The following is a 26193-nucleotide window of genomic DNA, read 5'->3' as shown; positions in this document are numbered from 1 at the left end:
GGAAATGCAGCAGATGGCACAGACAAAGCTCGATCCGATTGATCGTAAGATCCTGTCGGAATTGCAAGATGACGGGCGCATGACCAACGTCGAACTCGCCAAGCGCGTCGGCATATCCGCGCCGCCCTGCCTACGGCGGGTGCGCACCTTGGAAGAAGCGGGATATATCCGCGGCTACCATGCCGATGTCGACCCAAGGCTTTTGGGGTTCGAGGTGCAGGTCTTTGCCATGGTCGGCCTGCATAGCCAAGCCGAGGCGGATCTTGTCGCCTTTGAAGAGCGCTGCCGCGGATGGCAGCTTGTGCGCGAGTGCCACATGCTCAACGGCGAGATCGATTTCATCTTGAAATGCGTGGCCCCTGACCTGTCCACCTTTCAGAGTTTTCTGACCGGCCAATTGACGGCCGCGCCCAATGTGGCCAGCGTCCGAACGTCGTTGGTGATCCGGGGGTCCAAGGACACGCCCGGTGTGCCCTTCGATGTGGTCGAAGAGCGCGTGGCGCAAAACAGCTAAGCCCAAGCGGTTTTGGCATAAAAAAGGGCGGCCATTCTGGCCACCCTGATTGCAAGCAAGCGCATCGGTTGCGCTGACGCGGTCCGCCTTATCCGGCGGCCTTCAGCAAGGCCGGCTTTGCCGACCGCCGCTTGGCACGTTTCGCGCGCGCCCAGGGCATCTCGATCTGTTCTTTCTTGGCCTCGACCAGAACCGCTTTCATCCAACGACGCGTTTTCATCTGCTTTGTCCTTTTGCCTGTATGTGTCGGTTTGCCCATTGTTGGGCTTGAGACTGAATATGCCGGTCCTTTCCGGCAGACTTACGGCAAACTCTTCAACGCAAGGTAAATTCGCGCGGCGATTTTGTGGCAAACTGCTTTGGCCAATATATCAATTTTTCCTGACCTCGGCGGATCGGCGCACAGCGCGCAGCGGATGATCGGGGCAAAGTTGGGGCAGGTTGCGGCCAAAAGCTGCCTGATTTGATCGGCGCTGGCGACAATTCGGGCGGCTATGCCCGATTTCACACGTTTCAGAGACGAATCACCGAGATCAGCCGCCCATAATCAGCCTCGCCGCGATGGGTGGCGCGGCGATAGGAATAAAAGCGCGCCTCGTCGCTATAGGTGCAATGACGCGTCCATTCCGCCGATCCGATGCCCGCGGCGCGCAACCGCATCAACCCATAGCCCGGCAGATCGAACAGGTAGCGCCCCTCTTGGCCGTTGATGAAAAACCGCGCGCTGTCGGGGTCTTCATCCAAGAAGCGTTCAAGAAACTCCTGACCGACCTCATAGGCGCGTTGGCTGATCGTGGGGCCGATCACGGCATGGATATTTTCGCGCGCGCCACCTGCTGCGATCATCTCGTCAATCGTGGCTTCCAAGACCCCGTCCAGCGCGCCCCGCCACCCGGCATGCGCGGCCCCGATGACGCCTGCGTTACGGTCGGCAAACAAGACCGGCTGGCAATCTGCGGTCAGGATCGCAAGCGCAAGGCCGGGTGTATTGGTGACAATCGCATCGGCGCGTGGCCGCTCGACCGGGCGCTCGTGCAAGGTTACGGCGGTGGCGGAATGCACTTGATGCACGCTGACCAGCCGTTCGGGCGACACGCCAATGGCATCTGCCACGCGGTCGCGGTTCATCGCCACGATCTCGGCCTGATCGGATGAGCCGCCGCCGCAATTCAACCCTTCGAAGATCCCCGACGATGCGCCACCGCGCCGCCCGAAAAAGCCATGCGCCACGCCGTCGAGCAGCGGTGAGGTCACGATGTCGAGGGTCAGTGTCACGGTCATGGTGGGCCGGGATCAAGGGCAGGGGGCAGCGGGCTACCCTCAGGCGTAAGGGCAAGCACTTTGAAAAGGTGGCCCATCTCATCGGGGTGCGTCAACCGCTTGTGCGCGGCAATATGCGATTGCAGGGCCGCACCGCCCAGCGATCGGGCAAGTTTCTCGGCGCGCGCCGTAATCCCGAGGCGTTCGAGAAACACCCCTTGCGGGCAGATCGCGCTGGCGCGCGCGGGCAAAGCGGCCTTGGCAATCGGGCCAAAGGCGACATGGGCGGTCAGATCGGCTTGGCCCGGTGTGGCCAAAGGGTCGACATAGGCATGGGCGGCAAGTGCTTGAAACGTGTCACCGCGACTATCGCGCGCACCGTAATCGATGATCAGCGCCGCCCCGCCATGGGTGGCGATGCGACGCCCGATCTCGCCCGCAATTGCGGTGGCTGGGGCGCAGGTCTCGACGATCTGGCCGATCTCAACATCCTTTCGCCCGGCCAAGGCAGCAATCGGCGCTGGCGGGCTAAGCCCCCAGATCAAACGCTCGCCATCGGCCCCGATCATCCGTTCAGACCAGTCATCGCCTGCGTGTTTTTGGAATTGCCGGATCGGCAGCGCATCGAAAAACTCATTGGCGATCAAGAAAAGCGGCGCTTCGGGCAGGTCGGCAAGGGTGTCGTGGAAACTGGGTGCATAATCGGCCAAAGTTGCCGCCTGTACCGCGCGCAGCTTGGGGGAGGCCTCAACCAGATGCAGACGCAACGCGGTGTGAAAACCCGGAACGCCACGTGTGGCGCGCAGTGCATCGGCCATCAGCGTGCCGCGTCCCGGCCCAAGCTCGGCCAAGGTGAAGGGGTTGGGCGCGCCTTGATCCATCCAGACTTGCGCCAGCCATGCGCCCAGCAATTCGCCGAACATCTGGCTTATCTCGGGGGCGGTGATGAAATCCCCCGCCTGGCCCAAAGGGTCGCGGGTCGTGTAATAGCCATCCATGGGATGGAGCAGGCATTCGGTCATGTAATCGGCAACGCTGAGCGGTCCAAGGCGCGCAATGCGGGCAAAAAGCCGATCCTTCAATGCGCTCATCCCGCCCGCCTTTTGCGCGCCATGACGACCAAACCCAGCCCCAAGGCGATCATCGGCAGCGACAGGATTTGCCCCATCGTCAGCCCCCATTCCGGCGAAAAGGCCAAGGCAAACCCGATTGGGTTGCCCGGTGTCACGAACTGCGCATCGGGTTGGCGAAACATCTCGACGATAAGGCGCGCCAGACCATACAGCGTGAAAAACATGCCGGTCAGCGCGCCGGGTTTTTTCAGCCAGCCCCGCCCCCAAGCCAGCCACAGCAAGATGGCACCCATCACCAACCCCTCCAGCCCCGCTTGATAGAGCTGAGAGGGGTGGCGCGCGCACATCGCGCCCAGATCGGTCATCACGATGCCCACGGGCCCGCTGCAGGCCTGTGCCGCCTCGCCGGGAAAGATCACCGCCCATGGCACATCGCTGGGCCGGCCCCAAAGCTCGGCATTGATGAAATTGGCCAGCCGCCCAAGCCCAAGGCCGATTGCCACCACCATCGACATGGCGTCGGCCACCGAAAGCGGCGAGACCTTGTTGACCCTGCAAAACAGCCAGCCCGCCACCGCGACCCCGATCAGCCCGCCGTGAAAGGCCATGCCGCCTTGCCACACCGCCAAGATCTCGGCCGGGTTTTGCAGGTAATAGCCCGGCTGGTAGAAAACCACATAGCCCAGCCTGCCGCCAAGGATCACGCCAAGGATGACGGCGGTCAAAAGCCCTTCGGCTTTTTCGGGTGGCATGGGTGCCGTGTGATTTGCCCATAATGCGGGCCGCGCCAACGCGCGCGCGATCAGCCACCACCCGGCCAACAAGCCCACGATATAGGCCAGCGCATACCAGCGCAGCGCCAATTCGAAATTGCCGATCGTCACCGAGAACAGCGCCGGCGACAGATCGGGAAAGGGAATGGCGAAAGACATGGTATCGGGTCCGTCTTGGATGGGCTTTGACCCATGGGTGGTCGCGCCCTGCGGCGAAGTCAACCTTGATCCGGCAGCCATGCAGGGCCATATCCCTACTGGCAAGACAGGAGCGCGCGATGCAGACCCGCAACAAGATCATGGAAGATATCAGCCAGTTGATGACCAACGCGATGGGCGTCGCCCAAGGTGCCAAGCAAGAGGCTGAGACGGCGATGAAATCCCTGCTCGACCGCTGGCTGGCCGACCGCGATTTCGTCACCCGCGAAGAATTCGACGCGGTGCGCGCCATGGCCCAAAAAGCCCGCGAAGAAAACGAGGCGCTGAAAGCGCGGATCGCGGCGCTTGAGGCCAAGGGCTAAACAGTCTTCGTACTGTAAGGTGCGCCTTTAGGCGCACCGATCCATCGCGTAGTGCGCCTGAAGGCACACCCTACACGATACCGGGCGGAATAACCCACAGCCCCCAATATCTTGTGGATACCCCTGCAACTTGTGGGGTGCTGCCGGGTTGTCACAAAAATACTGCTTTACAGAAACACCGAAGCACCCCACCATATCTGGTAGGCGGGGACGCTTTGCCCCCACCCAATTGTAAAGACACCCAGCCATTAGCGGGCGTCTTGGTCCCGAGGCCCAAGGCCCGCACGGCTGCCATAACAAGAGGCCTGGGCAATGTCGCATTCCGAGCAGTATCTCGACATCGATGACCTGCATCCCATCGATATCGTGGAAACATTGGCTTCCCATCACGAATGGGATTTCGATCGTGTCACCGATGACCAGATTGCCATGGCGATCGAAGGGCAGTGGCGCACATATTCCGTGACATTGGCATGGTCGGCCTATGACGAAACGCTGCGGATGATCTGCACCTTCGACATGGAGCCGCCAGCCGAAACCCTGCCGACGCTTTACGAGACGCTCAACCTTGCCAATGATCGCTGCTGGGCGGGCGCGTTCACTTACTGGCCCGGCCAAAAGCTGATGGTCTATCGCTACGGTCTGGTTCTGGCAGGCGAGCAATTGGCCAGCCCCGATCAGATCGCCTGCATGGTGGAGACGGCCGTTTTGGCCGCCGAGCGCTACTATCCGGCCTTCCAGCTTGCTTGCTGGGGCAACCGCAGCCCCGAGGATGCGCTGCAGGTCGCCATTGCAGAAAGCTATGGCCGCGCCTAACCTCTGCCCCCGGAAGTGACGGGGACAAAGATGGATTTGAACGAGATTTCGCGCCGCGGGCTGGTGATGCTGGGCTGCGGCAAGATGGGGTCGGCGATGCTTGCGGGATGGCTCGACCGCGGGCTTGACCCTGCATCGGTGCATGTGATCGACCCATATCCCTCGGATTGGTTGCGCGCCCAAGGGGTGGTGATCAACGGCGCGTTGCCAGATGACCCCGCGGTGCTGATGATCGCCGTCAAGCCGCAGATGATGCAAGCGGCCCTGCCGCAAGTCTCCCGCTTCGGTGGCGGTGCGACGCTGATCTTGTCGGTCGCGGCCGGCACCCCCATCGCCGCCTACGAGGCAGCCTTTGGCCAAGGCACCCGCGTGATCCGCTCCATGCCCAACACGCCCGCCGCCGTGGGCAAGGGGATCACGGCCATCATCGGCAATGCTGCGACGACCCCCGGTGACCTCGATCTGGCCGAGGGTCTCTTGTCGGCCATTGGCCAAGTCGTGCGTCTCAGCGATGAAGATCAGATCGACGCGGTGACGGGCCTATCGGGTTCTGGCCCTGCCTATATCTTCTACATGATCGATGCGCTGGCCGCTGCTGGCGTGGCGCAAGGTCTGCCGCCCGCGATGGCGATGCAACTGGCCAAAGCGACCGTCGCAGGTGCAGGCGCGTTGGCCGAACAGGCGGACGAGACGCCCGAACAGCTCCGCATCAACGTGACCTCGCCCAATGGCACGACCCAAGCCGGGCTTGGCGTTTTGATGGATGATGCCCATGGCCTCATGCCGCTGATCGGGGCCACCGTCGCCGCCGCAACCCATCGCAGCCGGGAGCTCAAGGGATGAGCGACACGATCAGCTTCGATGATTTCGCCCGCGTCGATATCCGCGTGGGCACCGTCACCCATGCCGAACCCTTCCCCGAGGCGAAGAAGCCCGCGATCAAGCTTTGGGTCGATTACGGAACCGAGATCGGGGTCAAGAAAAGCTCGGCCCAGATCACCACCCATTACACCCCCGAGGCGCTGATCGGCCGTCAGGTCTTGGCCGTGGTCAATTTTCCCCCCCGCCAGATCGGCCCCTTCATGTCCGAGGCGCTGGTGCTGGGCCTGCATGACGCAGGCGGCAAAATCGTTTTGATCGGCCCCGACCACCCCGTCCCGAACGGAGAGAAACTGTGCTGAAACTGCTCATATCCCGCCGCCTGCCCGAAAGCGTCATGGCCGATGCTGCCCGTCACTTCGATGTCACCTGCCGCCCCGTGACGACGCCGATGGACCATGCCGAATGCGTCGCCGCCTTGCGCGACTACGACATCATCCTGCCCACGCTGGGTGACGCCTTCCGCGCTGCGGCCTTTGCCGAAGTGACCATGCCGCGCACCAAGCTTCTGGCCAATTTCGGGGTCGGCTATAACCACATCGATGTGGCCGCCGCGCGTGCCGCAGGCATCGCTGTTACCAACACCCCCGGCGCGGTCACTGACGCCACCGCCGATATCGCAATGACGCTGATCTTGATGACAGCCCGCCGTGCGGGCGAGGGGGAGCGGATGCTCCGCACAGGCCAATGGGCGGGCTGGCACCCGACCCAGATGCTCGGGATGCATGTCTCGGGCCGCACCGTCTGCATCATCGGCATGGGCCGCATCGGTCAGGCCATCGCAAAGCGCTGCCACTTCGGCTTTGGCTGCAGAATCGTCTATGCCAACCGCTCGCCCAAATCCGTCGATTTCCCCGCGACCCAGATGGCGCTTTCCGCAGCACTGGCCACAGCCGATATCGTTGTGCTGGCCACCCCCGGCGGGGCCGAGACCCACCATCTAATGGGCTCAGAGGCATTCGCGGCGATGCAGCGCCACGCGATCTTCGTCAATATCGCGCGCGGCGATGTCGTCGATGAGGCGGCTCTGATCGCGGCGCTTCAAGGCGACCAGATCGCAGGCGCGGGCCTCGATGTTTATGAATTCGAACCCGTGGTGCCGCCCGCGCTCATCGCAATGGAAAACGTCACGCTCCTGCCGCATTTGGGCACCGCCGCGCTCGATGTGCGCGAGGATATGGGGCGCATGGCGCTGGCCAATTGCAAAGCCTTCGCCGAGGGGCGCGCACTGCCCAACCCGGTCTGACCCGTACCATCTTTGCTTTATAAATACTCCGGGGGGTGCGGGGGGCTGGCCCCCCGCCCTGATCGGCGCCGCAGGCGTCGATCAAAATGCACATGTTCGGCGCCGCAGGCGTCGATCCGCTTAAGGCAAGGGCAAGTCGCCCACAGCCTCGCGGAAGTGCCGCCGGCACAGCGAGATATAGCGGTCATTGCCGCCCACCTCGATTTGTGCGCCTTCGGTCAGCGCGCGGCCATCGGCACCCACGCGGATCACCATGCTCGCCTTGCGCCCGCAATGGCAGATCGTGCGCACCTCGCGCATCTCGTCGGCCAAGGCCAAAAGCGCTGCTGAGCCGGGAAACAGCTCGCCCCGAAAATCGACGCGCAAGCCGTAGCACATCACCGGCACGCCCAGATCATCGACCGCGCGCGCCAATTGCCAGACTTGGTCGCGCGTCATCCACTGCGCCTCGTCGATCAGCACGCAGGCGCAAGGCCCAGCCGCCAGCCGCGCCGCGATCTTGTCGAAAAGATCGCAATTCTGGCTATAGGTGTCGGCCTCGGCCTCGATCCCGATGCGGCTGCCGATGCGGCCCTTACCGGCGCGGTCATCGAAATTCGCGGTCATGAGATAGGTCTGCATGCCACGTTCGATGTAGTTGTAGGATGCCTGCAAAAGCAGCGTGGATTTGCCCGCATTCATCGTCGAGTAGTGGAAATAGAGCTTTGCCATGTCCTGCTTTTGCCCCAGCTTGCGCGCCCGGGCAAGCTCAGCCGCGCCGTTCCACGATCACCGATCCGACCGAATAGCCCGCGCCGAAGGAACAGATCAGCCCAAGCGCGCCCGGGGCCAGATCGGCGGAATGTTTGGCGAAGGCGATGATTGAGCCTGCCGAAGAGGTATTGGCATATTCTTGTAGAATATTTGGCTGCTCGCCCGGTGCAGGATCACGGCCCAAGACCTTGCGCCCGATATAATCGTTCATCGTTTTGTTGGCCTGATGCAGCCAAAGCCGCGCCAGATCATCTGCTGCCACGCCCTCGGCTGCCATGTGACCCGCGATATGCGCCGAGACCATCGGCAGCACCTCTTTAAAGACTTTGCGCCCGTTTTGCATGAACTGCATGTCGCGCCGGTCCGCCATGTGACCGGGTCTTGTGCGGCGCAGAAAGCCGTTGTTGTTGCGGATATTGTTGGAAAATTCGGTCGCGCAGCGGGTCGAGCGGATGGCGAAATGCGGCCCCTGCGCCAGATCTTCGCGTTCGATCACCAGCGCCGTTGCCACATCGCCAAAGATGAAATGGCAATCGCGGTCGCGCCATTCGAGGTGCGCTGAGCAGATCTCGGGGTTGACCACCAGTGCGCGGCGGATCGAGCCTGCGCGGATCATGTCGGTCGCGGTCTGGATGCCGAAGGTGGCCGAGGAACAGGCGACATTCATATCAAAGGCGAAACCGCCCGCGCCCAGCAATTGCTGGATCTCGATGGCGATGGCGGGATAGGCGCGCTCGTGGTTGGAGGCGGCACAGATCACCAGATCGATCTCGCCTGCATCGACCCCGGCCATGGCCAGTGCCGCATGGCTTGCGGCAAGGCCCATCTCAGCCATCAGACATGGTGCGTCATCGGCGCGCGCGGGCAACAGGGGATGCATCACGTTGGGGTCGAGAATGCCCGTCTTGTCCATCACATAGCGCTGCTCGATGCCCGAGGCGGCAAGGATGAATTCCGCCGAGGAATGGGCCATTGCGTCAGCCTCACCTGCCGCGATGGCATCGGCATGGGCGGCGTTCCAACGATCCGCATAGGCGTTGAACGCGGTGACCAGCGCGTCATTGGTGATGACCGCCTCGGGTGTGAACACCCCCGATCCCGTGATGGCTGCGTGATGCATGGTGTCCCTCCCGATCCGTGTTGCAAAAGGGCGCGGAATTGCCCCTTGGTCAAGATGGGCCGCAACGTCACCAAGGGGGCGCATGCTTGACAGCGCCGCCAAACTGCCCACCTTGCCCCATGTGTATAGGAGAGCCGTTTGTCCCGCATCCCACCAGCATTTTCCCGCTTCGAGTTCCTGATTGCTTGGCGCTACCTGCGCGCCCGCCGGGCTGAGGGCGGCGTCAGCACCATGACGGTGATCAGCTTTCTGGGCATTATGTTGGCGGTGGCGGCGCTCATTGCCACGCTCGCGGTGCGCTCGGGCTTTCGGCATGAATTCGTGGGCACGATCCTTGGGGCCAATGCGCATATCAGCGTCTATGACCGCACCGAATTCGATGCCGCGGGCCGTGCGGATCGCCGTTTCGAGGAGTACGAAGCAGCCGCTTCAGCGATTGCCGCCTTGCCCGGTGTGGATCACGCCGCCGCCGTCATCCGTGGTCAGGTCATGGCCAGCCATCAGGGCCGCAACGCGGGCGTCGAGGTGATCGGCATCACGCCAGCCGATCTGGCCAATGTGCCGCTTGTCGCAAGCCCTGAGCGCGCGATGGGCGATCTGGCGGCCTTCGGCACCGGTGAGGGGATCGCCATCGGCATGGGTGTGGCGCGCGAATTGGGGCTGACGGTTGGCGACCGTTTGCGCCTAATCTCGCCTGATGGCGCGCGCACGCCTTTTGGCACCTCGCCCCGCGTGGCGGCCTATGAAATCGTTTATATTTTCCAAGTCGGGCGCTGGGATATCGACCGGGTGCGCGTCTATATGCCCTTTGAACTGGCGCAAGGCTATTTCAACCGCGACGGCGTCGCCGATGAGATCGAGGTCTTTCTGGCCGACCCCGAGGCGGTGGATCAGATGGTGCTGCCCGTGATGATCGCGGCGGGCGATGTGGCGATCTGGACATGGCAAGATAGCTCTGGTGCCTTTTTGCAAGCGCTGCAGATGGAGGACAATATCATGTTCATCATCCTCTCGATCCTTGTGCTGATCGCAACGATGAACATCGTGTCGGGGCTGATCATGTTGGTGAAGAACAAGTCGCGCGATATTGGCATCTTGCGCACCATGGGCCTGTCCGAGGGATCGGTGCTGCGGATCTTCTTTCTTTGCGGCGCGTCCATCGGGGTGGCGGGCACGGTGGCGGGGGTTGCCTTGGGCTGCGCTTTCGCCATCTGGATCGATCCGATTTTCAACACGGTCAACTGGATCGCGGGGGGTGGTGTTTGGGACCCGTCGGTGCGGTTGATCTCATCCTTACCTGCGCGGCTGGAATGGGGCGATGTGGGGGCAGCGATGGCGCTGTCTCTGGGCCTGTCTTTTGTCGTCACCATCTTTCCGGCGCGCCGCGCGGCACGAATGAACCCGGTCGAGGCGCTGCGCTATGAATGAGGCGGTGCTGCGGCTTGAGGCAATCGAAAAGGGCTATAAGCTTGGCCGCCCCGGTGAGGTGCGCGTGCTGCGCGGTGCCACGCTCAGCATCGCGCCGGGCGAGGTGGTGGCGCTGGTCGCGCCATCGGGGGCGGGGAAATCCACGCTTTTGCATATTGCCGGTCTGCTTGACACACCCGATGCGGGGCGAGTGGTTATCGGTGGCCAAGACCTGACGCGCGCCAGCGACAGCGCACGCACGGCGGCGCGGCGCGGTTTGGTTGGGTTTGTCTACCAGTTTCATCATTTGCTGCCCGAGTTCAGCGCCGCCGAGAATATCGTGCTGCCGCAACTGGCCAACGGTGTATCACGCGCAGAGGCTTTGGCGCGCGCGCAGGGTTTGCTTGCGGCTGTGGGCCTGTCCGCGCGGATGGATCACCGCCCAGCCGAGATGTCGGGGGGTGAGCAGCAGCGCGTGGCCTTTTGCCGGGCCTTGGCCAACCAGCCCCAGCTTTTGCTCGCAGATGAGCCGACGGGCAATCTTGATCCCGTCACCTCGGACGCGGTGTTTGATACGCTGATGGGGCTGGTGCGCGACACCGGCATGGCCGCGCTGATTGCCACCCATAACCCCGCGCTTGCCGCGCGCATGGATCGGCGCGTCAGGCTTGAGAACGGGGTGCTTGTTCCGGCCTAAGATGGGTGTCGAAATGCGCCAAGATCGCGCCAAGGGCCGCTTGGCGGCGGGATGGTGCCTCGAACAGCAACTCATGTTCGGCCCCGTCGATGGTGATCAGCCGCCCTTTGGGCCAGCTTGCCATCCGCTTTTCAATGACCGCATTGACCACGATCTTTTCGCGCCCCGCGATCAGGGTCAGGGTGGGCATATCGGGGGCAGCCAGCGCCATGAGTGCGGCGGTTTCTCGCAAGGCGGCGCGCACCCACATGTTGGATGGGCCGCCCAGTCGCAGATCAGGGTACTGGTCCAATTGGCACGCCATGTATGCGAACTGCGCCCGGTCCGTGGTCAGCGGATTATCGTCAAAGCCCATCTCGGTGTAAGGTCCGGTCGATGCGGCAAAGGATTTGCCCAAGCCCACCGCAGCGGTCACAGCTAACAACACCCCGCTTACCGCCTTGATTGCGGGCCGCATCGCGATATCCCACATCGGCGCGGAAAAGGCCGCCGCTTGCACGGGCAGCCCATCATGGAGCGCCCGCAGACCGATGGCGCCACCCATGGAATGGCCGATCAAAAACCAAGGTTTTGGCGCGCCCAACCCCTCAAGGGCAGACACGAAAGCCGCCACATCGGCGCGGTATTCATCGAAGCTGGCGACATGCCCCATATCGGCGCGGTGGGTTGGGCGGTCAGCCAGCCCTTGTCCGCGCCAGTCAAACGCCGCCATGCCGTAACCCGCCGCTTGTATGTCGCCGGCCAGCCGCGCGTATTTCTCGCAATACTCGGTGCGGCCGGGGAACAGAAGCACCGTCCCCTTGGCCCCGCCGGACCAATGAACCATGCGTAGCCGCGTGCCATCGGCGGCACGGACCCAATGGCTGGTGACCCCTTCTGGCCCCTCGGCCACATCATGGAAGTAAGGGGCGTTTTGTGCGGACGCCCCAAACATTAGCCCAGCGCCGATCCCAAACGCATCGCCGTGCCCATGTCGCCATCGAGCTTGAGCTTGCCCGACATAAAGGCCATGGCCGGGTTCACATCGCCCGACAAGATCCCTTGGAAGGTATCGACACTGGCCGTCATCGTGACATCGGCGTCATCGCCATCGCTGGCTGCGCGCACACCGCCGCCATCGACGATCACGGCACCCTCGCCCTCGATCACGAATTTCGCTGAGCCATCGAACCCACCCGTCAGCTTGGCCGACAGTGCCGCGACTGCCTCATCAATCATGCTCATTGCAACGTCCTTTGTTCCATACGTCGGATCGCTCGCGCGGGTTTGATCTGGATTGGCCGCGCGAACATGCTACGTGTCGCAACATGCGGATGATTGCCCATTTACACAACATTGCCCTTGCGGCAGCCCTGTGCCTGGTTCCGATTGTGGCGCAGGCGCAAGAATTGCCGCGTGTCGATGAGTTGCTTGACCGGCTGGCCGGGCCTGACCTGCGCAATTGGCAGGTGGTGGAGGAAGAGATCGTGACGCTTTGGTCGCGTTCGGGCTCTGCCTCGGCGGATTACCTGTTGGAGCGTGGTCGCGCGGCCTTGGCCGAGGGCGATTTCCCGGCGGCTTATAACCATTTGACCGCGCTCACCGATCACGCGCCAGAATTTGCCGAAGGTTGGAACGCGCGCGCGACGCTGTTTTTCGAGATGCAGCATTTCGGCCCCGCCATTGCAGATATCGGCCGCACACTTGCGCTTGAGCCGCGCCATTTCGGCGCGCTGATGGGCTTGGGCTACATGCTGGAAGATATGGGCGAGATGGACCATGCCTTGGCCGCGTTTCAAGCGGCACAGGCTATACATCCCCATCGCGAAGAAATAAACGAAGCCGTGGCGCGCGTTGCCCGCGCGCTCAATGGTGCGGCGCTCTGACGACATAATTGCCGCAGGGTCAGGGACAAAGGCCGCGAACAGATGGACGGCAGCATTTTGGGCAAAAGCCGCATCGCCGCGGTGCTTGGCCCGACCAATACCGGAAAAACCCATTACGCGATCGAGCGGATGCTGGCGCATCGCACGGGCATTATCGGCCTGCCGCTCAGGCTATTGGCGCGCGAGGTTTATGACCGGATCGTCGGCATGCGCGGCCCCTCGGTCGTGGCCTTGGTCACCGGCGAAGAGCGCATCGTGCCCGAGCGCGCGCAATACTGGGTCTGCACGGTCGAGGCGATGCCCGTAGGCATTGGGGCCGATTTCGTCGCCATCGACGAGATCCAGCTTTGTGCCGACCCCGAGCGTGGCCATGTTTTCACCGACCGGCTTTTGCATGCGCGCGGCCGCTACGAGACGCTGTTCTTGGGGGCCACCACGATGCGTGGGGCCATCGCAGCCCTTGTGCCGCGTGCCGAGTTTCTCAGCCGCGAGCGATTCTCGGAACTTCTCTACACCGGATCGAAGAAAATCAGCCGGATGCCGCCGCGCAGTGCCATCGTCGGATTTTCGGTCGAGAATCTTTATGCCATGGCCGAGTTGCTCCGCCGCCAAAAGGGTGGGGCGGCGGTGGTGATGGGTGCGCTGTCCCCGCGCACGCGCAACGCGCAGGTCGAGCTTTATCAAAATGGCGATGTCGATATCTTGGTGGCGACAGATGCCATCGGGATGGGGTTGAACCTCGACATTGGGCATGTCGCGTTTTCGGGGCTGCGCAAATTCGACGGGCGCAGGATGCGCGAATTGATGCCCAATGAATTGGCCCAGATCGCGGGACGCGCCGGGCGCTACACGCAAGACGGCACCTTTGGCGTGACAGGCGAGGCACCGCCGCTGGACGAGGATCTGGCAAAGGCGATCCAAGAGCATCGCTTTGCGCCCTTGCGCAAGCTTTACTGGCGCAATGCGCAGTTGGAGTTTGGTTCCGTCGGGCGATTGATCGGCTCTTTGGAAGAACACACCAATGACGAATGGCTGACCCGCGCGCGCGAAGCCGACGATTTGATGGCGCTCAAGACCATCGCGGCGCGCGACGACATGCGTGCGCGCTTTTCATCGGCCAATGATGTGCGGTTGTTATGGGATGTCTGCCGCATCCCCGATTTCCGCGGGATCAGCCACACCGAGCATTCCGAGCTTTTGGGCCGGATCTTTGACTTTTTGCAGGAATTGGGCCGGGTGCCCGATGATTGGCTGGCCGGTCAAGTCAAGCGCATCGACCGGGTCGAGGGCGATATCGACACATTGTCGAAACGATTGGCGTTTATCCGCACATGGACCTATGTCGCGCAACGCGATGCATGGGTCGATGATGTTAGCCATTGGCGTGAGGCCACCCGTGCCGTAGAAGATCGCCTGTCCGACGCCTTGCATGGCGCGCTGACGCAAAGATTTGTCGACCGGCGGACAAGCGTTTTGCTCCGCCGGTTGAAGCAGAAGGAGAGCTTGGTGGCTGATGTGAACGATAAGGGTGAAGTGAGCGTCGAGGGCCAGATCCTCGGCCGGATCGAAGGGTTCCGCTTCCGCCAGGACCAAACCACTGGGCCTGATGAGGCCAAGACGCTCAGACAGGCGGCGATCGCGGCCCTGCGCCCCGAGTTTCATCTGCGCGCCGACCGTTTTTACAACGCGCCCGATACCGAGTTCGACCTGACCGAACAGGGCGGGTTGATGTGGGGCGATCAGGCTATCGGTAAGCTGGTGCGCGGCGATGACGCGCTCAAGCCCGTGGCCGAGGCGTTCGTCGACGAAGATGCCGGGCCCGAGGTGATGCAAAAGGTCCAACGCCGGTTGCAGCATTTCATTGACCGTCGGATCGCCGCGCAGTTCGAGCCGCTCTTGGCGCTTGCGCGCGATGAGGCGATCACCGGGCTTGCCCGCGGCGTGGCGTTTCGCCTGCTCGAAAGCTTTGGGATCGTGGCGCGCGCCGAGATCGGCGATGACATCAAGGCGCTCGATCAAGAGGCGCGCGGGCAATTGCGCAAGCATGGTGTGCGCTTTGGCCAGTTCACCATTTTCCAGCCGCTCTTGCTCAAGCCTGCGCCGACGCGGTTGCGCTTGGTGTTGTGGGGTCTGTCGCAGGGCTTGGATATGTTCCCCGAAAGCCCGCCACCCGGTCTGGTGACCATCGCCCATGATGCCCAGCAGCCACAGGGCTATTACACCATGTCGGGCTATCGCCCCGCAGGGCTGCGCGCGATTCGCATCGATATGCTCGAGCGTTTGGCCGATATGCTGCGCAATAAGGACACGCGCGGCGGGTTCGAGGCGAGCGCCGATATGCTGTCGATCACGGGGCTGACGCTTGATCAATTCGCCGATCTGATGGCAGGGCTTGGCTATCGCGGCGAGCGTGGCGAAAGGCCCAAGGTCAAGGCCGCCCCTGTTGCACCCGCCGTGGTGCAAGATGCAGCAGGCGATCCCAGCGACATCCCGACCGAGATCCCCGGCGATACCCCGGCTGAGATGCCTGTTGCCCCCCCGACCGAAACGCCGGTCGAGACCCCGGTCGAACAGCCCATTGAGCAGCCCGACGAGGCACCGCCAAGCCCCCCTGAAGAAGCCCCTGATGAGCAGCCCGGTGAACAGGCGGCAGCCGTCGAGATGGAGGTTTTCTATACCTTTACCTGGGCACCGCGCCGCCAAGGCAATGGCCCGCGCACCCAGCAACGCCGCGCCGACGGTGACAAGCCGCGCGAAGAAAGGGCAAAGCCACGCTTTGACGGGGCCGACAAACCCCGTGGCAAAGGCGGAAAAGGCGGCAAGCCGCCCCGCAGCAAAGGCCCCAAGCCCCCGCGCGAGGAAAGCCCCAAAACTTTCAGCGCGCGCCCTGAAAAGCGTGACCGGATCGATCCCGACAATCCCTTCGCACAGGCCCTTGCTGGGCTGAAAGGCAAATCCTGACCGAACACCAGCCCTCGGTACGTTTGGACAAGTGGTTGTGGCAAGCGCGGTTTTTCAAAACCCGCAGCTTGGCCAGCCGCATGGTCAACGATGGGCAGGTTCGGGTGAATGCCCAGCGTGTGGTCAAAGCCGCGACATCCGTTAGGCCCGGCGATGTTCTGACCTTTGCACAAGGTGCGCATGTGCGGGTGATCAAGATCACGGCGCTTGGCCTGCGTCGTGGGCCCGCCAGCGAGGCGCAGGGTTTGTTCGACGATCTGACGCCGCCGCTTGAACCCGGTGCAGCTGATGCGGCCCGTGTCGGCCCGCGCCCAACCAAGCGTGACCGGCGCGCTCTTGATGCCTTTCAGGATGATCAAGGCCCGGACGTTTAGGGGCAGTTTCGCAAAGAAATCGCTTGAAACGTGTAAACCTAAGTTTACACTCTACCGCAGGCTGTGCCGCGCTCGACCCTTGCAAAGACCGAACCGCTGGCGTAGCAGACGCCCTGTTGATGAGCTGAGGATGACCGATGACCTATGTCGTGACGGAAAATTGCATCGCCTGCAAATACACCGATTGCGTGGAGGTCTGCCCCGTGGATTGCTTCTACGAGGGCGAGAATATGCTCGTGATCCATCCCGATGAATGTATCGATTGCGGTGTGTGCGAACCCGAATGTCCTGCCGATGCGATCCGCCCCGATACCGAGCCGGACATGGAGAAATGGGTGGAGTTCAACCGCAAATATTCCGAGATGTGGCCGGTGATCGTGACGCGCAAAGACCCGCTGCCCGGTTCCGAAGAGATGGATGGCAAGCCCGACAAGATGGCGCTGTTGTCCGAATCTCCCGGCGCGGGTGGCTGACAGCCACCGATTCGCGATGCAAACGCCTGTTTGGCGGAGCAAATCGTTAAGAAAACGCCCTGAATTTGCTGGACCAATGCCCTGTGCCTGCGCGGATCACTGGAAATCGGCGCATGAACGTGCTATATGACAGATCTGTGAATCGACTGTCCGTAACCCATCGCAGGTCTGCCAACCTGTCCGGCTTTCTCGCGCATGATGACCGCTTGTGGAAAACCTCGGTTTTCCTCGGTGGTTTTTGTTGCGCCAGCGCCGGGGGCACGAAAGGAAAGCAAGAATGACGAAGGCTCGGAAATCGCAAGAATTTACCCCGAACGATTATGTCGTTTACCCTGCCCATGGGGTCGGCAAGATCGTCTCGATCGAAGAGCAGGAGATTGCAGGCCTGCGGCTGGAGCTCTTTGTCGTTTCCTTTGAAAAGGACAAGATGACGTTGCGCGTGCCCACCGCCAAGGCGGTCGAGATTGGTATGCGCTCGCTCTCTTCGCCCGATATTGTGTCCAAGGCGATGGAAACGCTCAAGGGCAAGGCGCGCGTCAAGCGCGCAATGTGGTCGCGCCGCGCGCAAGAATACGAGCAAAAGATCAACTCCGGTGATCTGATCTCGATTGCCGAGGTGGTGCGCGACCTGCACCGTGCCGATGATCAGCGCGAACAATCCTATTCCGAGCGTCAGCTTTACGAAGCGGCTCTTGAGCGGTTGACGCGCGAATTGGCCGCCGTCAAAGGCGTGGACGAGGCAGGCGCGCAAAAGCAGGTTGATGATGTGCTGACCGCGCGCGCGGCATAAGCGCAAAAGCTGCAAGGCATAGCCCGCTGCACCGCTGGTGCGGCGGGTTTTTTGTTGCACTGTTGCCCATCGCGCAGATTGCGGGGCTTGCGATCTTGCCCTGATGGGATAGGCATCATGCCGATCATCAGCGACAAGGGCGCAGCACATGCAGAGATCCACCATCAACGCGATCATGGCCGAGGCGGATGAGTTCATCCGCTCCTTCGGGTTTGTCTTGCCGCCCTTCGCCTATTGGACCCCGGATCAAATGCGCGCCAACCGCGAGATCGCGTCGGCCGTGATCGCGGGGCGCATGGGCTGGGATATCACCGATTACGGGCAGGGGCGTTATGACCAGATGGGCCTGTTCTTGTTCACGCTGCGCAATGGGCGGTTGGCCGATCTGCAACGCGGTGGCGGCATGTGCTATGCCGAGAAGCTGTTGATCTCCAAGCAAGATCAATTGTCGCCGATGCATCGCCACTACCTCAAGGCCGAGGATATCATCAATCGCGGCGGCGCAACGCTGGCGGTCGAGCTTTACGGCTCGGCCCCCGATGGATCGTTCGACGAAAAGACCGGTGGGCGGGTGATGTGCGACGGGATTGCACGCGATTACGCGCCGGGCGAGGTGTTGATGCTGGCACCGGGCGAAAGCGTCACCTTGATGCCCTGCGATTGGCACGCCTTTTGGGGCGAGGGGGGCGATGTGCTGATCGGCGAGGTCTCGACCGTCAATGATGACGAGACTGATAATTGGTTCCGCGAACCCATTGGCCGTTTCGCCGCCATCGACGAGGATGAGGCGCCCATGCATCTGTTGGTGTCGGATTACGCGACCTGGTTGTGAGGGGGGCGGAAAACCCGGGTTTTCCGCACGGGAAATCGCGAGATTTCCTGTGCGTTTTCCTTGCGGAAAACGCTACAGCGCCCGCCAACCGATATCGCGGCGATAAACCCCTTCGGGCCAGTCGATCCGATCGACCATGCCATAGGCGCGGGCATGCGCCTCGGCCAGCGTCGCGCCCCGCGCGGTGACATTCAGCACCCGTCCGCCATCGGCGCGGATCGTGCCATCCACGGCTTTGGTGCCGGCGTGAAACACCATCTGCTGCGCATCTTCGGGTACGTTTTCCAGCCCCGCAATCACGCTGCCCTTGGCGTAGCTGCCCGGATAGCCCTTGGCCGCCATCACCACGGTCAGGGCGTGATCATCGGCCCAGTTCACCGCGACCTCGGCCAGCCGCCCCTCGGCACAGGCCAGCATCAGATCAAGCGCTTGGCCCCCCAACCGCATCATCAACACTTGGCATTCCGGATCGCCAAAGCGGGCATTGTATTCGACCAGCCGGGGTTGGCCGTTTTCGATCATCAGCCCCGCGTAGAGCACACCGCGATAGGGTGTGCCGCGTCGGGCCATTTCGGCAACGGTGGGCTTCACGATCTGTTCAAGCGCTAATTCAACCACAGCATCCGACAAGACAGGGGCCGGGGAATATGCCCCCATGCCCCCGGTATTGGGGCCAGTATCGCCATCGCCAATGCGCTTGTGATCTTGCGCCGTGCCGATGGGCAGCACGTTTTGCCCATCGCTGAGCACAAAGAACGATGCCTCTTCGCCCGCCATGAAGTCTTCGATTACCACCTCGGCCCCTGCTGCGCCAAAGGCACCGCCGAACATATCGGTGATCGCTGCAAGCGCTTGATCGACGGTCTCGGCCACGACTACGCCCTTGCCCGCGGCCAGACCATCGGCCTTGACCACGATGGGCGCACCACGCGCGGTGACATAGGCGTGGGCAGACGCGGCATCGGTAAAGCGCGCCCAACTGGCTGTCGGCGCACCACAGGCATCGCAAATCTCTTTGGTAAAGGTTTTGGACGCCTCAAGCCGCGCAGCTTCGCGCGAGGGGCCAAAGACCAGCACACCTGCGGCAATCAGCGCATCGGCCACGCCAGCGGCCAGCGGCCCTTCGGGTCCGATGATCACGAAATCAATCGATTCCTCGACCGCAAAGCCAACGACTGCCTCACCATCCGTGATGTCCAGCGCTGCACATTCCGCGATCTTGTCGATCCCGGCATTGCCGGGTGCCACGATCAAACGGTCGCATTTCGGGTTTTGCAGCACCGCCCAAGCCAGCGCATGCTCGCGCCCGCCACCACCGAGGATCAGGATGTTCAACTCTGCCGCTCCGCTTGCTAGGATGGGGGTGCAATAGCGGGCCTTTCGGGGCGACACAACCAGCGGGGCGTGGAACGGGCATGGATGATCTGATCGCCGATGAGGGGCCGGGCCCCAATCCCGGCAATGCGCCGGAATTCACCGTTTCCGAAATCTCGGGTGCGGTCAAACGCACCATCGAGGGTGGCTTTTCCCATATCCGTGTGCGCGGCGAGGTTGGTCGCCTATCGCTGCCGCGTTCGGGTCATGTCTATCTCGACCTCAAGGATGACCGCAGCGTGCTCTCGGCGGTGATCTGGAAAGGCACCGCCGCGCGCCTTGCCCATCCGCCCGAAGAGGGGATGGAGGTGATCGTCACGGGACGGCTGACAACCTTCCCCGGCCAGTCGAAATACCAGATGGTGATCGAGGATCTGCGCCCGGCGGGGGCGGGTGCGCTGATGGCCATGCTGGAAAAGCGCCGCGCCATGCTGGCCGCCGAGGGGCTGTTTGATCCTGCCCGCAAGAAGCCGCTGCCGTTTTTGCCCGGCGTGATCGGTGTCGTCACCTCGCCCTCGGGTGCGGTGATCCGCGATATCTTGCACCGGCTGCGCGAGCGTTTCCCGCGCCATGTGCTGATCTGGCCTGTGGCCGTGCAAGGGGCCAATTGCGCGCCCGAGGTTTCCCGCGCCATTCGTGGGTTCAACGCCATTGTCCCCGGCGGCCCGATCCCGCGCCCAGATCTGATTATCGTTGCCCGTGGTGGCGGCAGCCTTGAGGATCTCTGGGGCTTTAACGAGGAAATCGTGGTCTGCGCCGCCGCCGAAAGCGCGATCCCGCTGATCTCGGCCGTGGGGCATGAAACCGATACCACGCTTATTGACCATGCAAGTGACCACCGCGCGCCCACGCCCACAGCGGCGGCGGAACGCGCGGTGCCGGTGCGGATGGATTTGCTCAATTGGCTGCGCCAGCAAGAGGGGATCTTGACCCGCACCATGACCGGCGGTTTGGGTGCGCGGCGTCAGCGGCTTGCCGATCTCTCGCGCGCCTTGCCGCGCCCCGAAACCCTGCTCGATCATGCGCGCCAACGGCTCGATCTGGCGGCGGCTGGCCTTGCGCCGGCGCTGCGACATCGCGGCAGCTTGGCGCGCGCGCGCTTGGATGGTGCGGCGGCGCGGCTCGCCCCGGCGCTTGAGCGTAATTTGGCGCGGAAACGCCTTGGGCTTGGTCAAGCGGCAGCCCGGCTCAGCCCCGCAGCGCTGAACGCCCAAACCCGGCGGGTCCGTGACGAACTTGACCGGCTGGCGCGCCGCCTTGATCCAAGCCGCGAGGCGCGTCGCCTGTCCGAGGCGCGCATGCGTCTTGATAGCCTTGCCGCCCGCCTCGACCGCGCTGCCGATCAAATGCTCGCGATCCGCCGCGAACAGCTTGGCGCGCTGGACCGGCTTCATCGCACCTTGGGCTATACCGAAACGCTCAAGCGCGGCTACGCGGTGGTGCGCGCGGGCAAATCTGTCATCACGACCGAAGTGGCCGCGCGGGGGCATAGCGCGCTTGAGATCGAGTTTGCCGATGGCAAGCTGGCCGTCGCGCCCCAGGGCGCGACACCCAAATCCATGCCGAAACAGACGCCCCCAAAATCCGGCCCCGATCAGGGCCAACTGTTCTAACGCGCTGGTCTTCTCTGTTTTCCAAATATCCCGGGGGGTTGCCATTGGCACGCCATTGGTCCGAGTGAACATGGCGACGGGCAGCGCCCCCAGTCCGCCCGCGCCAAAGGCTCAGGTGCCGTAGGCGCGTGTCTCGCCCTGCACATCCACCGCTGCGGCAAGAAGCGCCTCGGCGATGAAATCCAACTCGGGCTTGGTCAACCGGACAGGCAGGCGCACATCACAAGCGCGCATCAGCATGGCGCGTGTGCGCGGCAGATCGGGTGTCGCACCCGGGATGAAATGCCAGTTCCAAAAGGCGCGCGCATTATCGGTCGAAAGACCGAAAATCTGGACCTTGACGCCGCGCGCCTCGGCCGCCGTGGCAAAGGCGCGCGCGCTGGCGTCGGTGTCGAACCCCACAAGGTTGAACTGGATCGAATCGGGCGCACGATCCTCGGGTGCCAAGGGCGGGGGCACATCCAGCCAAGGCGAGGTGTTGAGCCGGGCCGCGACATAGTCGTGATTGGAAAGCCCATCGCGCACCCGGCGGGCAAGCTCGGGCAATTGCGGGCGGATCACAGCCGCGCTGAGGTTTTGCAGCCGCATATTGTAAAGCGGCAACTGGTTTTGCCAGCGCGCAAAGGCCATCGCCAGTTCCGGGTCGTTCTGCCCCTCGGGGGTTTTGTGCTTTTTCCAATTATGCTCATAGGCGCCCGACATGATCACGCAGCGCGCCGCCAGATCGGCGTCATCGGTGATCAAGATGCCACCTTCGCCCGCGTTGATCATCTTGTAGGATTGGAACGAGAAACAGCCGATCTTGCCGATGGTGCCGATCTTGCGGCCATGCCACAGCGTGCCAAGCGAATGGGCCGCATCCTCGATCACGGGGATGTCGCGCGCGTCGCACAGCGCCATGATCGCATCCATATCCGAGGTATGGCCGCGCATATGGCTGATGATGACGGCCTCGATCGTGTCGTCGAGCTTGGCTTCGAAATCGGCCATGTCGATACGGTAATTCTCGCCCACCTCGACCAGCACGGGCGTGAGCCGCGCATGCACCACCGCCGAGGGCACGGCGGCAAAGGTGAAGGCCGGGATCAAGACGCGCGCGCCGGGCGTCAGGTCGAGCGCTTCAAGCGACAAAAAGATCGCCGCCGAGCATGAGGATACGGCCAGCGCATATTTCGCCCCGAGCAGGTCGGCGAATTCGCGCTCAAGCAGGGCCACGGGCGCGTCGGCGGGCGCGGTATAGCGGAAAAGGTCGCCCGATTGCAGCAAGCGGTCGATCTCGGCGCGCGCGGCCTCGGGGATCGGCTCGGCGTCGTAAACATTGGGTGCCAGCGCCATCATTTCACCTTTTTGAAAACTAATCTTTAGGAAATCTTATCCTGAAGATTTTTCAAAATCCAGCATCTCGTAGCGTCGTCACGAAAGCTTCACAGATATGGTGTGGCCTTAGATGCCAAGCCGGTCGCGCAGCGCGAACCATGTCATGGCCAGCGTCAGGATCGGCGCACGCAGGCCCGCCCCTCCCGGAAAGCGACCGACGGGCAGCGATGACAGGGCGCTCAGCCCGTCCTCTTGGCCCATCACAGCTTCGGCCATCACGCGGCCCGCCATGCCCGATAGCGCCACGCCGTGCCCGGAAAATCCCGCACCTGACAAGATATTGGGCGCGACCTGCGCCACATGGGGCAGGCGCGACATGGTGATGCCAAGCGCGCCGCCCCAGACATGGGTGATGCCCACGCCCCCCAGTTGCGGGAACAGGCGCAGCATGCGCGCGACCAGCGCTGTTTCGATGTCGCGGGGATAGGCGATGGAATAGCTCTCGCGCCCGCCGAACAGAAACCGCCGGTCATCGCTGAAGCGGTAGTAATTCACCACGAATTTGGAATCGGAGACCGCGATGTCGCGGGCCAACACCTCTTGCCAGCGATCAGGCAGGGGATCGGTCGCCGCGATGAAAGAGTTGATCGGCATGACGCGGGCATTCACCGCAGGCAGGATATTGGGCAGGTAACCATTGCCCGCGATGATCGCATGGGTGGCCGTGACCTGACCCTTGGGGGTTGTCAGCACGATCTTGGGGCCGGGGGTGACCGACAAAACCTCGGTCGTCTCGTGGATGACGGCACCGGCGGCTTCGGCTGCGCGGGCCAGCGCGCGGGCATAGGCCAGCGGGTGCAGGTGCCCGCCTGAGGGGTCGAAGCTGCCACCGACGTAAAGCGGCGATTTCACCAGCCCGCTGAATTCTGCGCGGTCCATGATGGCGATCTCTTGGCCGTAATGGCGGGCCATGTGATCGCCCTCTCTGCGGGCATGATCCAGATCGGCCAAGCTGTATTCGCCATGCGCCAGACCCGCGCGAAACGCCGCCTCGGGTGCATGGGTGGCGCAAAAATCGCGCAGTTGATCCTTGGCGGCTTGCGCCATGTCCCACAAGGCGCGGGCGCGGGTTATGCCCAAGCGCTCTTCAAGCCAGCTTTGTGGTTTGTTAAAGCCTGATTGCACCTGACCGCCATTGCGCCCCGATGCGCCGAAACCTACGCGATGGGCCTCCAGCACGATGACGCGGCGGCCCGCGCGAGCCAGCGTCAGGGCCGCCCAAAGCCCGGTGTAGCCCGCGCCAAGGATCACCACATCGGCGCTGATCGCACCCGCGAGTGCCGGGCGCGCCACCTCGGGCGGCAGGGATGCGGCATACCAGCTTGGCGCATGCTCGCCGCGTTTATCGTTGCGATAAAGCGGGTTCATACGTTCAACAGCAGATGCTGACGCTCCCACGGCGAAATGACCTGCAAGAACTCGTTATGTTCCAGCTCTTTGACCGCCGAATAAACGCGGCAGAACTCCTCGCCCAGCGTGCGCTGGATGGTTTTGTTTGCGCTCAAAAGCCCAAGTGCGTCGCCCAAGCCGCGCGGCACGCCACTTTGCAATTGATAGGCGTCGCCCGCAAAAGGATCGGAGGGGCCGGTTTTTTCGATCAAGCCCACCAGCCCGCAAGCCAGCGAGGCGGCGATACCCAGATAGGGGTTGCAATCCATCCCCGGCAGGCGGTTTTCCACCCGGCGCGCGGCAGGCTCGCTGACCGGCACGCGCAGGCCCGTGGTGCGGTTGTCGCGCCCCCATTCCAGATTGATGGGTGCTGCGAAATCGGGAACGTAGCGGCGGTAGCTGTTCACATAAGGGGCCAAAAGCGCGATCACGGCGGGCATGTTGCGCTGCATCCCGCCGATGAAATGCATGAATTCTGGCGTTTCCGACCCATCGGGGTTGGAAAAGATATTCTCGCCTGTTTTGAGGCTGACCACCGAATGGTGGATATGCATCGCCGATCCCGGCTCGCCCTCGATGGGTTTGGCCATGAAGGTGGCATAGGTGTCGTGGCGCAGCGCCGCCTCGCGGATCATCCGCTTGAAGAAAAACATCTCGTCGGCAAGCTTGACCGGGTCGCCATGGCGCAGGTTCAACTCGATCTGGCCTGCGCCGCCTTCTTGCAAGATGCCATCAATCTCAAGCCCCATGACTTCGGCGAAATCATAGATATCGTCGATGACCTTGCCGTATTCATCGACCGCCGACATGGAATAGGCTTGGCGTGCCGCCGCACGCCTGCCCGAGCGGCCCATCGGCGGCTCGATCTCGCGGGCGGGGTCGGTATTGGGGGCGACAAGATAGAATTCCATCTCGGGCGCGACGATTGGATCAAGGCCCATCTCGTTATAAAGCGCGACCACGCGCTTGAGCACATTGCGCGGCGCGAATGGCACGGGGTTGCCCGCCTGATCCTTGATATCGTGGATCACCTGAAGGGTGGTATCAGCGGTCCAAGGCGCGGGCGTCGCGGTCGAGAAATCGGGCGTCAGAACCATATCGGGTTCGGTAAAGCCATCGGCCACCTCATCGGCCCAATCGCCGGTGATGGTCTGGAAAAAGATCGAATTGGGCAGGTAGAAAAACGGCTGGCGGGCGAACTTGCCGCCGGGCATTGCCTTGCCGCGCGCGATACCGGCCAGATCGGCGACGATGCATTCCACCTCGTCGATGGCGCGCCCCTCGAGGTAGGTGCGCGCGACCTCGGGCAGTTTTTCCAGCAATTCGTTGACGGAGTTCGAACTCATACGTTTACCTTTTGGGCAAATGGGATGCGCGTGGCGGGCGCGCCTTGCAACACATCGGCCAGCCATTCGGCCATCATGGCGCTATCGACGGGCTGTTGCAGATCGGCGCGCGCTTGGGCCAGCATCTCGGCCGGCACCGTGGTGGTGCGGTTGTCGATCAGCGCGTCGATGACGCTAGGCGGAAATTCGGGATGCGGCTGCACGGTCAAGATGCGCTCGCCATGGGCGATGACGGCATTTTGGGTAAAGCCATTGGCCCCCAGCACCGTCGCCCCATCGGGAAGCGCCACGACCTGATCTTGGTGCCACGCAAACAGCGCCACATCGCGCCCGCCGATCTGGTAGCTGCGATGGCCAACAGACCAGCCGCCGGTGAATTTCTCGACCCGGCCACCAAGCGCCTGCGCGATGATCTGATGGCCAAAGCAGACGCCAACCATGGGCCGGCCCAGATCGCGGATCTCGCGGATCAGCGCCTCAAGCGGGGCGATCCAGGGGTGATCCTCATAGGCGCCGTGGCGCGAGCCGGTCACAAGCCATGCATCCGCCGCATCAGGACCAGTGGGGAAATCCATATCCACCACCGAAAAGGTGCGCAGGCGAAAGCCGCGACCTGCGAAAAGCTTGCCGAAAAGATCGGTATAGGTGCCATCGCGGGCTGCGACCTGTTCGGGAACATGGCCGGTTTGAAGGATGCCAAGGATCATGAGGGGCTCTTTTGAAGGACTATTCTCAGGTTA

The 26193-nt window shown here is 62.8% G+C and carries 28 protein-coding genes; 15 read left to right on the top strand and 13 right to left on the bottom strand.

The window, feature by feature from the left end:
- Positions 1-13: 13 nt before the first annotated feature.
- A complete protein-coding gene (locus KG698_RS05470; protein WP_213684540.1) occupies positions 14-514 on the top strand; it encodes an Lrp/AsnC family transcriptional regulator in 501 nt (166 codons plus the stop codon).
- A gap of 88 nt (positions 515-602) precedes the next feature.
- Here KG698_RS05470 and KG698_RS15540 read toward each other — a convergent pair whose 3' ends face one another.
- The 4 genes from KG698_RS15540 to lgt all read right to left on the bottom strand — a co-directional run bounded on the left by KG698_RS15540 (position 603) and on the right by lgt (position 3779).
- Positions 603-734 carry a hypothetical protein gene (locus tag KG698_RS15540; RefSeq protein WP_300982947.1) on the bottom strand — a complete coding sequence of 44 codons (132 nt, stop codon included), beginning with the start codon at positions 732-734 and terminating at the stop codon, positions 603-605.
- Positions 735-1027: 293 nt separating this feature from the next.
- Positions 1028-1783 (bottom strand): peptidoglycan editing factor PgeF, encoded by a 756-nt coding sequence (pgeF, locus tag KG698_RS05465; RefSeq protein ID WP_213684669.1) that lies wholly within the window; start codon positions 1781-1783, stop codon positions 1028-1030.
- 8 nt (positions 1784-1791) lie between these two features.
- A complete protein-coding gene (locus KG698_RS05460) occupies positions 1792-2865 on the bottom strand; it encodes an SAM-dependent methyltransferase (protein ID WP_213684539.1) in 1074 nt (357 codons plus the stop codon).
- Positions 2862-3779: a prolipoprotein diacylglyceryl transferase gene (gene lgt, locus KG698_RS05455; RefSeq protein WP_213684538.1), complete on the bottom strand. Its 918-nt coding sequence runs from the start codon at positions 3777-3779 to the stop codon at positions 2862-2864. Before lgt ends, KG698_RS05460 begins: the two co-directional genes overlap by 4 nt.
- Positions 3780-3898: 119 nt before the next feature.
- Here lgt and KG698_RS05450 point away from each other — a divergent pair, with 119 nt between their 5' ends.
- The 5 genes from KG698_RS05450 (at position 3899) to KG698_RS05430 (ending at position 7082) form a co-directional block, all read left to right on the top strand.
- A complete protein-coding gene (locus tag KG698_RS05450) occupies positions 3899-4141 on the top strand; it encodes an accessory factor UbiK family protein (protein ID WP_213684537.1) in 243 nt (80 codons plus the stop codon).
- A 312-nt stretch (positions 4142-4453) separates the two neighbouring features.
- Positions 4454-4957 (top strand): YbjN domain-containing protein, encoded by a 504-nt coding sequence (locus tag KG698_RS05445; protein ID WP_213684536.1) that lies wholly within the window; start codon positions 4454-4456, stop codon positions 4955-4957.
- Positions 4958-4987: 30 nt separating this feature from the next.
- Complete coding sequence (gene proC, locus KG698_RS05440) at positions 4988-5800, top strand: pyrroline-5-carboxylate reductase (RefSeq protein ID WP_213684535.1); 813 nt, start codon at positions 4988-4990, stop codon at positions 5798-5800.
- Positions 5797-6138, top strand: a complete 342-nt coding sequence (locus KG698_RS05435) for a tRNA-binding protein (protein WP_213684534.1) — start codon at positions 5797-5799, stop codon at positions 6136-6138. The genes proC and KG698_RS05435 overlap by 4 nt, the downstream gene beginning before the upstream one ends.
- Positions 6135-7082, top strand: a complete 948-nt coding sequence (locus KG698_RS05430) for a D-glycerate dehydrogenase (RefSeq protein ID WP_213684668.1) — start codon at positions 6135-6137, stop codon at positions 7080-7082. The genes KG698_RS05435 and KG698_RS05430 overlap by 4 nt, the downstream gene beginning before the upstream one ends.
- Positions 7083-7202: 120 nt before the next feature.
- Here KG698_RS05430 and KG698_RS05425 read toward each other — a convergent pair whose 3' ends face one another.
- Positions 7203-7793 (bottom strand): thymidine kinase, encoded by a 591-nt coding sequence (locus KG698_RS05425; protein WP_213684533.1) that lies wholly within the window; start codon positions 7791-7793, stop codon positions 7203-7205.
- Between the two features lie 37 nt (positions 7794-7830).
- A complete protein-coding gene (locus tag KG698_RS05420; RefSeq protein ID WP_213684532.1) occupies positions 7831-8955 on the bottom strand; it encodes a beta-ketoacyl-ACP synthase III in 1125 nt (374 codons plus the stop codon).
- 138 nt (positions 8956-9093) lie between these two features.
- On the opposite strand from KG698_RS05420, the gene KG698_RS05415 reads away from it, so the two are divergent.
- Together KG698_RS05415 and KG698_RS05410 are read left to right on the top strand one after the other, a co-directional pair.
- On the top strand, positions 9094-10383 hold the full coding sequence (locus KG698_RS05415) for a lipoprotein-releasing ABC transporter permease subunit (protein ID WP_213684531.1): 1290 nt from the start codon (positions 9094-9096) through the stop codon (positions 10381-10383).
- Complete coding sequence (locus KG698_RS05410) at positions 10376-11059, top strand: ABC transporter ATP-binding protein (protein ID WP_213684530.1); 684 nt, start codon at positions 10376-10378, stop codon at positions 11057-11059. Before KG698_RS05415 ends, KG698_RS05410 begins: the two co-directional genes overlap by 8 nt.
- Here the strand turns inward: KG698_RS05410 and KG698_RS05405 are convergent.
- Together KG698_RS05405 and KG698_RS05400 are read right to left on the bottom strand one after the other, a co-directional pair.
- The gene (locus KG698_RS05405; RefSeq protein ID WP_213684529.1) at positions 11025-11993 is read right to left on the bottom strand and encodes an alpha/beta fold hydrolase; all 969 of its coding nucleotides are present in this window, start codon (positions 11991-11993) and stop codon (positions 11025-11027) included. The two genes, KG698_RS05410 and KG698_RS05405, sit on opposite strands and share 35 nt — an antisense overlap.
- Positions 11993-12283 carry an SCP2 sterol-binding domain-containing protein gene (locus KG698_RS05400; protein WP_213684528.1) on the bottom strand — a complete coding sequence of 97 codons (291 nt, stop codon included), beginning with the start codon at positions 12281-12283 and terminating at the stop codon, positions 11993-11995. The genes KG698_RS05405 and KG698_RS05400 overlap by 1 nt, the downstream gene beginning before the upstream one ends.
- A 146-nt stretch (positions 12284-12429) precedes the next feature.
- Between KG698_RS05400 and KG698_RS05395 the strand changes: the two genes are divergently transcribed.
- From KG698_RS05395 to KG698_RS05370, 6 genes are all read left to right on the top strand, one after another.
- On the top strand, positions 12430-12924 hold the full coding sequence (locus KG698_RS05395; RefSeq protein WP_367114043.1) for a tetratricopeptide repeat protein: 495 nt from the start codon (positions 12430-12432) through the stop codon (positions 12922-12924).
- A 42-nt stretch (positions 12925-12966) separates the two neighbouring features.
- Complete coding sequence (locus KG698_RS05390) at positions 12967-15885, top strand: helicase-related protein (RefSeq protein ID WP_300982934.1); 2919 nt, start codon at positions 12967-12969, stop codon at positions 15883-15885.
- A gap of 23 nt (positions 15886-15908) precedes the next feature.
- On the top strand, positions 15909-16259 hold the full coding sequence (locus tag KG698_RS05385) for an RNA-binding S4 domain-containing protein (protein WP_300982933.1): 351 nt from the start codon (positions 15909-15911) through the stop codon (positions 16257-16259).
- Between the two features lie 137 nt (positions 16260-16396).
- Positions 16397-16732, top strand: coding sequence for a ferredoxin FdxA (gene fdxA / locus KG698_RS05380; protein WP_213684527.1), 336 nt, complete (start codon positions 16397-16399; stop codon positions 16730-16732).
- A gap of 277 nt (positions 16733-17009) precedes the next feature.
- A complete protein-coding gene (locus KG698_RS05375; protein ID WP_213684526.1) occupies positions 17010-17522 on the top strand; it encodes a CarD family transcriptional regulator in 513 nt (170 codons plus the stop codon).
- Between the two features lie 148 nt (positions 17523-17670).
- Positions 17671-18354, top strand: a complete 684-nt coding sequence (locus KG698_RS05370; RefSeq protein ID WP_213684525.1) for a D-lyxose/D-mannose family sugar isomerase — start codon at positions 17671-17673, stop codon at positions 18352-18354.
- Positions 18355-18426: 72 nt separating this feature from the next.
- Here the strand turns inward: KG698_RS05370 and purD are convergent, their stop codons facing one another.
- Positions 18427-19689, bottom strand: coding sequence for a phosphoribosylamine--glycine ligase (purD, locus tag KG698_RS05365; protein ID WP_213684524.1), 1263 nt, complete (start codon positions 19687-19689; stop codon positions 18427-18429).
- Positions 19690-19769: 80 nt separating this feature from the next.
- Here purD and xseA point away from each other — a divergent pair, with 80 nt between their 5' ends.
- A complete protein-coding gene (xseA, locus tag KG698_RS05360; RefSeq protein ID WP_213684523.1) occupies positions 19770-21341 on the top strand; it encodes an exodeoxyribonuclease VII large subunit in 1572 nt (523 codons plus the stop codon).
- Positions 21342-21452: 111 nt separating this feature from the next.
- Here the strand turns inward: xseA and KG698_RS05355 are convergent, their stop codons facing one another.
- The 4 genes from KG698_RS05355 to KG698_RS05340 all read right to left on the bottom strand — a co-directional run bounded on the left by KG698_RS05355 (position 21453) and on the right by KG698_RS05340 (position 26160).
- Complete coding sequence (locus KG698_RS05355; protein WP_213684522.1) at positions 21453-22676, bottom strand: aminotransferase class I/II-fold pyridoxal phosphate-dependent enzyme; 1224 nt, start codon at positions 22674-22676, stop codon at positions 21453-21455.
- 108 nt (positions 22677-22784) lie between these two features.
- Positions 22785-24086, bottom strand: coding sequence for an FAD-binding oxidoreductase (locus tag KG698_RS05350; RefSeq protein ID WP_213684521.1), 1302 nt, complete (start codon positions 24084-24086; stop codon positions 22785-22787).
- On the bottom strand, positions 24083-25453 hold the full coding sequence (locus tag KG698_RS05345; protein WP_213684520.1) for a glutamine synthetase family protein: 1371 nt from the start codon (positions 25451-25453) through the stop codon (positions 24083-24085). Before KG698_RS05345 ends, KG698_RS05350 begins: the two co-directional genes overlap by 4 nt.
- Entirely contained in the window at positions 25450-26160 is a 711-nt protein-coding gene (locus tag KG698_RS05340; RefSeq protein WP_213684519.1) for a type 1 glutamine amidotransferase, read from the bottom strand. The genes KG698_RS05345 and KG698_RS05340 overlap by 4 nt, the downstream gene beginning before the upstream one ends.
- Positions 26161-26193 lie beyond the last annotated feature (33 nt).

The sequence above is a fragment of the Roseicyclus sp. genome (assembly GCF_018402035.1).
Classification (GTDB): Bacteria; Pseudomonadota; Alphaproteobacteria; order Rhodobacterales; family Rhodobacteraceae; genus Roseicyclus.
The sequence above is the reverse complement of the archived record's forward strand: the minus strand, read 5'-3'. Positions and strand labels throughout refer to the sequence as shown.